This window comes from Mesorhizobium sp. LHD-90, assembly GCF_030929505.1.
Taxonomy (GTDB): Bacteria; Pseudomonadota; Alphaproteobacteria; order Rhizobiales; family Rhizobiaceae; genus Kumtagia.
The window spans coordinates 279,165-289,750 of sequence record NZ_JAVFVV010000009.1 but is presented as its reverse complement, the minus strand read 5'-3'; the positions used below and the strand labels follow the sequence as shown (position 1 = coordinate 289,750).

The window sequence follows — 10,586 nt, the reverse complement described above, 5'->3', positions numbered from 1 at the left end:
AGGCTGGTCCGCAAAACCGCCTTGCAACCCAAACCAGCCGGCGCTTTTGCGGACCAGCAACGGGGAGAACTGTAACCCATGTATCCGGTCCATTCTGTTACCCATCCATCGGCTGGACAGCCCGAAGGGCCGGTGAGGGGGGACGTGCGACAGCCACCCTTCCCTACGCATCGGCTTCCAGCTCCGCCTTGCGACGCGCGACCGCCGCTCGCAATTCGGCCAGTGACTCGACCACCTGCGTGCGCTCGAAACTTTTCAGCCGCTCGGTGTTGTCGAGGTCGATCTTGCGCGGATAGACCTTTACCAGCCCGTGCGGGGCCATGGTCTCCAGTTCCGGCGCGGTGTCGCAGGCAAAGACGATCGACGGCACGCGGCATTTTCCCGCCTGCGCGAAGACGTTGGTGGCGAGCGTATCGGAAATGCCCCAGACGCATTTCGCCACCGTGTTGGAGCTAGCCGGCGCCACCACCACCGTGTGGTAGACGCCGTGATAGAACTCGCCGACCGGAATGGCGCTTGCCGTCTTGTCGTGCAGCACCCGCATCGTCTCGGGAAAATCCAGCTTCAGCTTGTACATGCGCAGGACTTCGTTCGCGGCCTTCGACACGAACACGTCGCAATGCTCCAGCTCCCGGATCATCTGGAAGCTCTCGGTGAAAAAGTGGCCGGAGCCGGTCAGCACCCAGGCCCAGCGGGGGGTATGCAGTTTGGTCATGCTCCTAAGCTGTCCTGCGAAGCTGGCCGGAGGCAAGAGCGACCAAAGTGCCGGGCAGTCTGCTCGACGCCAAATCCGGTCCAGCGGCGGCGGCATCGCACGGGCCGGCAAGCCGCAGCGCGACAGTTTTCGGCAATATGGAAGGCAGCGCCGTGTCGACCACACCGCGCTGCGACAGGCCGGCGACGTCATCGTCTGTGGAAAAATCATCCGTCTGCTTGATCAGCAGCAGCGTCTCGACACCAAGCCGCCCGGCGAGCCAGGCCGCAAGCGAGTCCGAAGTGACGTCCCAGGATTGCGGGATCTCCGGCGCCGAAAACGCCAGATCCGACGGCAGCCAGACCGGAACTTGCCCGTCCACCAGCGCCGCCTCGATGTCGGCGATAGAACGAGCCGCGACGAAGCGCGAATGACGATCGAGGATGACCTGCCCGAACTGATCCATGGCAAGAATCGCCATCTTGTGAGCGGCCGAATCCGAGAAGCGAAGGCGCGGCTGCGCCTCCCGAACCATATCGGCAAACGGCCCACCGCCAGGCACGACAACGAGAGGTGTGGTGCTTCCCGCCAGCGCCGCAATCCAGATGTCTAGTTCCGCCGCGCGCGAGGTGCTGCCGCCAAGCTTGACGACCAGTGGCCTCACTGGCCGAGGCCCTTCTGGTTGATGCCGGAGAAGTTCTTGTCGTCGGCGGCGGATGTCCCTCCTGGCGATTGGCTGGAAGTCTGCTGCTTCGCCCGCTTGCGCTCGATCTCGACGCCGACGCCGCCCGGCCCGAGTTCAAGCTTCTGCACGCTGACAGTCACCCGCACGACGCGCGGGTCTTCCAGCACATGCGCCGCCACCTGCTCGGCCAGCGCCTCGCTCAGCTCCACATGGCCGCGCGCCACGATGGTGCGGATGCCGTCCATGATGATGTCGTAGGAGACGATATGGCGCATGTCCTCGGGATTGCTGGTGATGCGCTGCACCTCGGCGGTCACGTCGAACCGCACCTTTTGCGTGTGGCCGTGCTCGAAGCTGTAGGCGCCGATCTGCACCGGCAGTACGAAGTCGCGCACGAAAATCTTGTCGGTGCCGAGCGCCGGATCTCCCGCGCCGGGCGAATAGCCGCGTGCCGCGAGCAGCCGATAGTCCACCGTGGCCGAGCGGTCGAACTGCCGCTCCTCCGGGATCAGCGCGCGGATGCCCGCCACCGCCTCGACGTCGATCGCAGCCGTGCGCTCGGAGCGGTCGCACAGCGCGCCGCGGAAGCCGAGGAAATCCGGGCCGAAAGGCAGCAGGCGAGGAATGTCTGGCGCTTCCAGCGAGCCGGCAAGACCGGCTTTCAGCCGGTGGCGGCGTGCCTCGGCGATGAAGGCCGGGATGCGCTCGGGTGGCAAATGATCAAGCAGCCGACCCTCCCCCTTGCCGGCCGTGTCCATCATCACGGCAAAAAAGCCGCTCTGGGCGAAGACCGGCAACAGCCCGAAATCCGGCTGACGGTCGGCAAACAATACGGCCACCAGTTTTGTTCGCCGCGCGACCGGCGCCAGTGAACGCGCGCAGGCCTCCGCCTCCTCTCCGGGAAAGAAGCCGACCTTCACATAGCTGACGCCCGTCGCGGCGATCTCCTCGGCCTTGGTGCGGATCGTGCGGGGATGCATCGGCAGGTCGCCGCAAACCGCGCTGGTCTCGGCGCGCGCGCCGACAGCGGCGACGGTCTTGCGGATCTCGTCGATCGCCACCGCTCCGAGCGCGCCTGCCTTCGGGTCCTTCAGGTCAATGATGTCCGCCCCGCCCGAGATGGCGATCTCGGCTTCAGCCGTGCCGGTGATGCTGGCCAGCATCTTTGTCATTTCGTAAGCGTCTCCAGCCTGGGCGACAGTACGTTGCGATACAGATAGCTGATCGCACGCCGCCAGGATTCGTCGGTGTTGCCGCGCATGTCGACGACCGCGCTGGTCAACGGCTTGCCGTCCTTTGCGTCATGCACGCGAACGTTCATGCTCAACACCAGTTCCGACACTTTGAAGACGACGCCTGTCACCGCATAGTCGGCGCCGAGCTCGCGCGCAAACTCGTCGGCGCAATCGCCGCAGGATTGCAGATTGGCGGCCGCCGCCTTCTCCGCAACCGGGGCGATGTCCACGACCTCGAAACCCGATTTGACCATCAGTTCGCGCAAGCTCTGGGTAACCTCGGCCAACCGCTTCTGTTCGGCCTCGCGCTTGTCCGGCGCGCCGGGCACGACGTCACCCTGCTGCAACTCGAACGGGAACACCGCCGCCTTGCCGGCTGCCTCTGCGCCCGTCACCGCGGCGATGACGAAAGCTGCCGCAAAAAGTGAAGTTTTGGGGGTTGCGATTGTATGAAGCTTGGATAAGGTCACGGCGGCACCGAAATTTCGCAACGTTTTGCCCCGCTTAGGCGGGGCGGCGGAGCGCGCGGAGAAGAGCGCGTAGATATGAAGAGCATGGTGCCGAACACTCTCGCGGTCTTCATCGGCCTTTTTTTGGCCAGCGTCAACGTATGCGCTGTCGCAGCCCAGGAGGCCGCGCCGCAGCCCAAGGCGGAAGCACCGGCAAAGAAACCTGAAAAGCCGACGGTCGACATAAAGCTGGGCTATCTCAGAGCCTACGAGCCGCAACTGGCGCTGTCGGTGCTGGACGTGGCGCCGCGCGACGAGGGTGTGGCCGGCGCCAACGTCGCCATCAACGACAACAACACCACCGGCAAATTCCTCAACCAGAAGTTCACGCTCGACGTCACCGAGGTGAAGCTCGATGCCGATGTCGTTCCGGTGTTCAACGAAATGGTCGCCAAGGGCGACCGTTACGTGCTCGCAGACCTGTCGGCGAAGCAGCTTCTGTCGATCGCCGACATCGCCCGCGACAATGGCGTGCTGCTGTTCAACGTCGGCGCCACCGACGACAGCCTGCGTGAGGAGGATTGCCGCATCAACGTGTTCCACACGGCGCCGACCCGCAGCATGCTGGCCGACGGGCTGGCGCAATACCTGATCTGGAAGCAGTGGCGCAAATGGGTTCTGGTCTACGGCTCGCATGAACGCGACCAGTTGTTCGCCGAGGCGCTGCGCCGTTCCGCCACCCGCTTCGGCGGCGAGATTCTTGCCGAGAAGGAATTCAAGGACACCGGCACGGCACGCCGCACCGATTCCGGCGTGGTGCAGATCCAGCGGCAATTGCCCGTCTTCATGCAGGATCTGCCTGACCACGAGGTGGTTCTGGTCGCCGACGAAAGCGAGGTGTTCGGAACCTATGTGCCGTTCCGCACCTGGATCCCACGGCCGGTGGCCGGCACGGCCGGATTGACCCCGTCTGGCTGGCATCCGGCCAGCGAGCAATGGGGCGGCACGCAGATCCAGAACCGTTTCGCCAAGACCAGTGGCCGGCGCATGCTGTCCAAGGACATGGCCGCCTGGACGGCGGTGCGCATCATCGGCGACGCCGCCACCCGCACGCAAAGCGCAGACGAGAAGGCGATCGAAGCCTTCATCCGCGACGACAAATTCTCCATCGCGGCCTTCAAGGGCCAGAAGCTGACGTTCCGCAAATGGAACTGGCAGTTGCGCCAGCCGATTTTTTTGGGCGACGGCCGGTCGGTGGTATCCACGTCACCGCAGGAGGGTTTTCTGCACCAGTTTTCCGAACTCGACACGCTGGGCGTCGACCAGCCCGAAACCAAATGCGTGCTGAAATAACAACGACTAACGGGAGGAATTTGATGCGAAAACACGTTTCCGCCCTCGCCCTTGTGGCGGGGCTGGGATTTCTGGCCAGTCCGGCCTTCGCCTACACGGTGTACGTCTCCAACGAGAAGGACAACACCGTCACCATCCTCGACTCGGCCACCATGCAGGTGACGAAGACCATCAATGTCGGCCAGCGCCCGCGCGGCATCACCATCTCGCATGACGGAAAGTTCGTCTATCTGTGCGCCAGCGACGACGACACGATCGAGGTGATCGACACGGCGACGCTGCAGATCGTCGACACGCTGCCGTCCGGCCCCGACCCGGAACTTTTCGTGCTCTCGCCCGACGGCAAGACGCTCTACGTCGCCAATGAGGACGACAACCTCGTCACCGTCATCGACATCGAGAGCAAGGGCGTGCTGGCCGAGATCCCGGTCGGCGTCGAGCCGGAGGGCATGGGCATCAGCCCGGACGGCAAGACCATGGTCAACACGTCGGAAACGACGAACATGGCGCATTTCATCGACACCGCCACGCATGAGATCACCGACAACGTGCTGGTGGATTCGCGCCCGCGCTTCGTCGAATTCACGCCCGACGGCAAGGAAGCCTGGGTGAGCGCCGAGATCGGCGGCACGGTGTCGGTCATCGACAACGCGACGCGCGAGGTGAAGCACAAGATCACCTTCGAAATCCCCGGCCTGCGCGCCGAAGCGATCCAGCCGGTCGGCGTGCGTATCACCGCCGATGGCAAGAAGGCCTATGTGGCGCTCGGCCCGGCCAACCGCGTCGCCGTCATCGACACCGCGACTTACGAGGTCCAGAAATACGTGCTGGTCGGCCAGCGCGTCTGGCAGCTCGCCTTCACGCCGGACCAGAAGACCATCATCAGCACCAACGGCGTGTCCAACGACATCACCTTCATCGACGTGGCCACCGACGAGCCGGTGCAGTCGGTGACGGTGGGGGCGCTGCCGTGGGGCGTCGTCGTTTCCCCGAACTGACCAAAAGAATCAGGCAAACCTAAGAAGGGTAGGAAATCATGAGAAAATTCCGGGCAATCGCGTTCGCGTCGCTGATCGGACTGGCTTTCGCGCACGGGCAGGTGTGGGCGCAGGACGCCGACGACGATGACGACGACAAGCCGGCCGCCACCGAGCAGGCCGCCCCGGCCGCTGCCGAAAAGCCGACGCGCGCCAGCAAGGACGTGCCGGAACTGATCCTCGGCACCAAGGAAGACCAGTTCACGGCCAACCAGAAGGATTTCGAGCTGATCGCCGGCCAGGGCTACCGCTGGAAGATCACGGCGGCGGGTGGGCTCGAATACAAGTTCCACACCGACCTGTTCCGCAATGTCTGGAACAACCAGATCGTCATCAACGATCTCGAGGTGCACATGAACGGCGCGCCGGCCTGGCTGGAGTTCGATGCCGACGGCACGATCCAGGTGCAGTTCACCACGATCAGGCCGGGCGTCTACACCTGGTCGGTGCCGGACCTCGCCGACAAGGGCATGAAGGGCACCATCACCATAAAGTAGGAACTGGCATGAGCCTCCCGCCGCGCTAGTTTGGACTGCGCGGCTGGAGGACGCACACATGCAGCAGATGACCGTCCTCGATCAGACAAACGGCACAGCGGCGCTCGACGTCGCCGCCGTCAGCCATTCCTATGGACCGAAGAAGGCGCTGGACACCGTCTCCTTCGCCATCGCGCCCGGCACCTTCACGGTGCTGCTCGGCCTTAACGGCGCTGGCAAAACGACGCTGTTCTCGCTGATCAGCCATCTCTACGACACGCGCCAGGGCTCGATCCGCATTTTCGGCCATGACGTGACCCGCGCCTCCGGCGAAGCGCTGCGGCGACTCGGCATCGTCTTCCAGGCGCGCACACTCGACCTCGACCTCAGCGTCCACCAGAACCTCTCCTACCATGCCTCGCTGCACGGCATCGGAGCGCGCGAGGCGCGAAAGCGCATCGCCGCGGTGCTGGAAACCGTCGACATGGCGGGCCGCCTGAACGACAAGGCGCGCAGCCTGTCGGGCGGCCAGATGCGGCGGGTCGAGATCGCCCGCGCCCTGCTGCACCGGCCGCACCTGCTACTGCTTGACGAGGCGACGGTGGGATTGGATGTCCAGTCCCGCGCGGGTATCCTCGCCGACATCCGGCGACTGGTACGCAGCGAAGGCATCAGCGCCTTCTGGGCCACCCATCTGATCGACGAGGTCGAGGACAGCGACCATGTCGTGGTGCTTGCCGAGGGCACGGTGGTGGCCGACGGCGTCGTGTCGGACGTGGTTCGCGCGGCCAACGCGAACAACATCGGCGAGGCGTTTTCGAAACTGGTGCGCAAGGCGCCCGCCGCGCAGGGGGCCACGGCATGAACTCGCCGGTGCAAGGCAAATCCATCGGCGCCAGCGCCACGCCCATCGCCGCGCCCGACTTCGGCCTCTACAATTATCTCGTCTGCCTGAAAGGCGTGCTGGTGCGCGAGGGGTTGCGCTTCCTCAACCAGCGCGAACGTTTCATCTCCTCGCTGGTCAGACCGCTGCTGTGGCTGTTCATCTTCGCCGCGGGTTTCCGCCAGGTGCTCGGCGTGTCGATCATCCCGCCTTACAAAACCTACGTGCTCTACGAGGTCTATATCACGCCCGGCTTGTGCGGCATGATCCTGCTGTTTTCCGGCATGCAGTCGTCTCTGTCGATGGTCTACGACCGCGAAATGGGCAATATGCGCACGCTGCTGGTCAGTCCCTTTCCACGCTGGTTCCTGCTGGTGTCGAAACTGCTCGCCGGCGTCGTCGTATCCATCGCCCAGGTCTACGTCTTCCTCGCGATCGCCTGGTTCTGGGACGTGAAGGCGCCGCCCGTCGGCTATCTGATGGTGCTGCCGGCGCTGTTCCTGGCCGGGCTGATGCTCGGCGCGCTCGGCCTTTTGCTGTCGTCTCTCATCAAGCAGCTCGAAAATTTCGCCGGGGTCATGAACTTCGTGATCTTCCCGATGTATTTCGCCTCGCCGGCGCTCTACCCGCTGTGGCGCGTGCAGGAATCCAGTCCCCTGCTCCACAAGATCTGCCAGCTCAACCCGTTCACCTACGCGGTCGAGCTGATCCGCTTCGCCTTCTACGGGCAGATCGAGTGGACGTCGTTGGCGGTGGTGATTGGCTTCACGGCGATCTTCCTCGCCGCGGCGATCATCGCCTACGACCCGTCGCGCGGGCTGGTCATCCGCAAACAGGATGCTGGAGGAAACGGCTGATGGGAAAAGCTGCCATGTTGCGCGCCGTCGCCGCCGCCTTGCTCACCGGCTGTCTCGCGACGCCGTCGCATGCCGCCCAGAACCAGGACCCCGACTGGCCCTGCATCCAGCGAAAAGTGCCGGAACTGTCGCCCGCCCAGATCTGGAACGGACCCGAGCTGCCGGCGACTGCCGCCGACTGGTCGAAGGATACGGACATTCCAGAGCTGGTGCGCGAACTGGCGGCGCGGCGCGTGCCGATCGCCAAGGCCGAGAAGGAGATCCGGGATTTTGCCGCGGCCCTGCCGAAGGACAAGGCCGGCGAGCAACTGGCAAAACTGTTCCAGGGGCTGTTCGACCATATGAACAGCGAGCGCTCGCAGGTGATGTCGGGCATAGGCCGCTACGCGCGCAACCAGGTGCTGCTGGCCGAACGCCTGCGCAAGGAGGGTTCCGAGGTCGACGCGCTCAGCGCCAAGCCCGACGCCGATCATGCCGCTGTGGCGCGGCTGACCGACCGGCTGGTCTTCGAGACCCGCATCTTCGAGGAACGCGTGCAGTCGCTGACCTATGTCTGCGAGGTGCCGACGCTGATCGAGCAGCGGCTCTACGCGCTGGCCAAGGTGGTGGCGGAGGAGATGAAAAAGGGGCAGTAGGGCAGTAGGGCAGTAGGGCAGTAGGGCAGTAGAAAGGGATCGCGATTTCGCGAGGCCGTCAACGGATCGCAGCGACAGCGCTCCTTTGGACGAGTTTCAAGACCAATGCCGGGAGCGGACATCCCTACTGCCCTACTGCCCTACTGCCCTACTGCCCTACTGCCCTACTGCCCTACTGCTTCCGAATACAATTTCCCCAGCAGCGGCAGATACATCGCGCCCTTGCGCATCAAGAAATCGTGGAACGTCTGCATGGCCGGCGAGATCGCCCGGTCGGCGCGCATCACGGCGAACCATTGCCGGCGGATCGGCATGCCAACCACGTCGAGCACCACCAGCCGGCCCCATTCCACCTCGGCCGCGATGGTGTGGGCGGAGATGAAGGCGATGCCGAGCCCGGCCATGACCGCCTGCTTGATGGTTTCGTTGGAGCCCATCTCGACGCCGAGATCGTCGATGCGGCCGGGGATCTCGCTGAAAAATATCTCCAGCGAGATGCGCGTGCCGGAACCGGGCTCGCGGATGAGAAAATGTTCTTCCGCGATGCGTTCCTTGGGGATCTCGCGCGTCGTGGCCAGCGGATGGTCGGGCGGCGCGACGATCACCAGCGGATGGTCGCCGAAAGCGGAGGCGCGCACCGGCACGTCCTTGGTCGGACGGCCCATCAGCACCACGTCGACATCGTGATTCTTCAGGCTGGCGATGGTCTCGGCGCGGTTGCCGATCAGCAGACGCATGTCGATGTCGGGATATTCCTTCATGAAGGCCGCCATCAGCCGCGGCGCGAAATATTTGGCGGTAGAGACCACGCCCAACCGCAGGCTGCCGGCGCGCAGTCCCTTTATCGCGTCGATCTGGTCCGCCAGCATTCGCAGCCGCTCGTCGATCACCCGCGCGGTCTCGACGAAGGCCAGTCCTGCGGCGGTGGGACGCATGCCGTCGCCGGTGCGGTCGAACAGCGCCAGCCCCGCCTCCTCCTCGACCTGACGCAACTGGATCGTCACGGCTGGCGGCGACAGACCCAAGACATTGGCGGCATTGATGATTTTTCCGCCAGAAACGATCGCCTGGATGGCTCGGAACTGCTTCAGGGTCAGGTTGCGCATGGCCAAGAATAAAGGATTTTTAGCTTCAAAGTAAAGTTATTAAAGTTTACTTATCGGCGCGTGACTGCTGTCATCCACATGCCGGCCAAGAGGAGGCCCGGCGGTCCGGGAGGACAATCATGACAGCGGCGACGCTCGACGCGTTTCTTAATTCCTATGCGGGAACCGATAGCCCGATCCGTTCGGCGGTGGCCGAGACGGTCCGGCAGTTGGTGCAGGCAGCGACTTTAGTGCGCGGCACGATCAACCAGGGCGTGCTCGGCCATGCCTTCGCCGGCACGCGCGGCAGCGCCAATGCCGGCGGCGACGAGCAGAAGGATCTGGACGTCTTCGCCGACGACATCTTTCTCGCGGCCATGCGTCACGCGCCCGTGGCGCTCTATGCCTCGGAGGAGCTGGACCAGCCGGTGCTGCTCGACCGCGAGGCGCCGCTTGCCATCGCCATCGACCCGCTCGACGGCTCCTCCAACATCGACGTCAACGTCTCGATCGGAACGATTTTTTCGCTCCTCCCTGCGACTGGCGCGCCGGACCAAAATCCGGCCGCCTCTTTTTTCCAGGCGGGATCGAACCAGCTCGCGGCCGGCTTCTTCATCTACGGCCCGCAATTCGCGCTGGTGCTGACGCTGGGCAGCGGCACCCACATCTTCGTCCCCTCGCCCCGGCTCGGCACCTTCGTGCAGGCCTATGAGAGCCGGACGATCCCGGAGCGCACGCAGGAATTCGCCATCAACGCGGCCAACTACCGGCACTGGGACGAGGCGGTGCGGCTCTATGTCGACGACTGCCTGAAGGGCAGCGAGGGCCCGCGCGACAAGGACTTCAACATGCGCTGGATCGCCTCGCTGGTGGCCGATTGCTACCGCATCCTGATGCGCGGCGGCGTCTATCTCTATCCCGGTGACCGCCGCAAGGGTTATGGCCATGGCCGGCTGCGGCTGGTCTACGAGGCCAACCCGATCGCCCTGCTGGTCGAGCAGGCCGGAGGCGCCGCCTCCGACACGGTCAGCCGCATCCTCGATGTCGTGCCGCACGGCCTGCACCAGCGCACGCCGCTGGTGTTCGGCTCGGAGCGCGAGGTGAAGCGCATCGGCCGCTACCACACCGAGCCGTCGAGCATCGGCGAACGCGCGCCGCTGTTCGGCAATCGCGGCCTGTTCCGCGCCTGAGGACCGG

General features: G+C 64.5%; 12 protein-coding genes. 7 read left to right on the top strand and 5 right to left on the bottom strand.

Annotation, left to right across the window (positions count from 1 at the left end; translation table 11 throughout):
• Positions 1 to 163: 163 nt before the first annotated feature.
• From RB623_RS15250 to RB623_RS15235, 4 genes are read right to left on the bottom strand one after another with little or no spacing between them, the layout of a single operon-like run.
• Positions 164 to 715, bottom strand: coding sequence for a flavoprotein (locus tag RB623_RS15250; RefSeq protein WP_308057722.1), 552 nt, complete (start codon positions 713 to 715; stop codon positions 164 to 166).
• Between the two features lie 4 nt (positions 716 to 719).
• Positions 720 to 1,358: a dihydroneopterin aldolase gene (locus tag RB623_RS15245; protein WP_308057721.1), complete on the bottom strand. Its 639-nt coding sequence runs from the start codon at positions 1,356 to 1,358 to the stop codon at positions 720 to 722.
• Positions 1,355 to 2,551: a (5-formylfuran-3-yl)methyl phosphate synthase gene (locus RB623_RS15240; RefSeq protein ID WP_308057720.1), complete on the bottom strand. Its 1,197-nt coding sequence runs from the start codon at positions 2,549 to 2,551 to the stop codon at positions 1,355 to 1,357. The genes RB623_RS15245 and RB623_RS15240 overlap by 4 nt, the downstream gene beginning before the upstream one ends.
• The gene (locus RB623_RS15235; RefSeq protein WP_308057719.1) at positions 2,548 to 3,009 is read right to left on the bottom strand and encodes a DUF3280 domain-containing protein; all 462 of its coding nucleotides are present in this window, start codon (positions 3,007 to 3,009) and stop codon (positions 2,548 to 2,550) included. Before RB623_RS15235 ends, RB623_RS15240 begins: the two co-directional genes overlap by 4 nt.
• A gap of 150 nt (positions 3,010 to 3,159) precedes the next feature.
• On the opposite strand from RB623_RS15235, the gene RB623_RS15230 reads away from it, so the two are divergent.
• From RB623_RS15230 to RB623_RS15205, 6 genes are read left to right on the top strand one after another with little or no spacing between them, the layout of a single operon-like run.
• A complete protein-coding gene (locus RB623_RS15230) occupies positions 3,160 to 4,416 on the top strand; it encodes an ABC transporter substrate-binding protein (protein WP_308057718.1) in 1,257 nt (418 codons plus the stop codon).
• Between the two features lie 23 nt (positions 4,417 to 4,439).
• A complete protein-coding gene (locus tag RB623_RS15225; RefSeq protein ID WP_308057717.1) occupies positions 4,440 to 5,414 on the top strand; it encodes a YVTN family beta-propeller repeat protein in 975 nt (324 codons plus the stop codon).
• A 38-nt stretch (positions 5,415 to 5,452) separates the two neighbouring features.
• Positions 5,453 to 5,950 (top strand): hypothetical protein, encoded by a 498-nt coding sequence (locus RB623_RS15220; RefSeq protein ID WP_308057716.1) that lies wholly within the window; start codon positions 5,453 to 5,455, stop codon positions 5,948 to 5,950.
• A 58-nt stretch (positions 5,951 to 6,008) separates the two neighbouring features.
• Positions 6,009 to 6,794 (top strand): ATP-binding cassette domain-containing protein, encoded by a 786-nt coding sequence (locus RB623_RS15215; RefSeq protein WP_308057715.1) that lies wholly within the window; start codon positions 6,009 to 6,011, stop codon positions 6,792 to 6,794.
• Positions 6,791 to 7,669, top strand: a complete 879-nt coding sequence (locus RB623_RS15210) for an ABC transporter permease (RefSeq protein WP_308057714.1) — start codon at positions 6,791 to 6,793, stop codon at positions 7,667 to 7,669. Before RB623_RS15215 ends, RB623_RS15210 begins: the two co-directional genes overlap by 4 nt.
• Positions 7,669 to 8,304 (top strand): hypothetical protein, encoded by a 636-nt coding sequence (locus tag RB623_RS15205; protein ID WP_308057713.1) that lies wholly within the window; start codon positions 7,669 to 7,671, stop codon positions 8,302 to 8,304. The genes RB623_RS15210 and RB623_RS15205 overlap by 1 nt, the downstream gene beginning before the upstream one ends.
• 164 nt (positions 8,305 to 8,468) lie before the next feature.
• Here the strand turns inward: RB623_RS15205 and RB623_RS15200 are convergent, their stop codons facing one another.
• Positions 8,469 to 9,410, bottom strand: a complete 942-nt coding sequence (locus RB623_RS15200) for a LysR substrate-binding domain-containing protein (RefSeq protein ID WP_308057712.1) — start codon at positions 9,408 to 9,410, stop codon at positions 8,469 to 8,471.
• A 119-nt stretch (positions 9,411 to 9,529) separates the two neighbouring features.
• Between RB623_RS15200 and RB623_RS15195 the strand changes: the two genes are divergently transcribed.
• Positions 9,530 to 10,579 carry a class 1 fructose-bisphosphatase gene (locus RB623_RS15195; protein ID WP_308057711.1) on the top strand — a complete coding sequence of 350 codons (1,050 nt, stop codon included), beginning with the start codon at positions 9,530 to 9,532 and terminating at the stop codon, positions 10,577 to 10,579.
• Positions 10,580 to 10,586 lie beyond the last annotated feature (7 nt).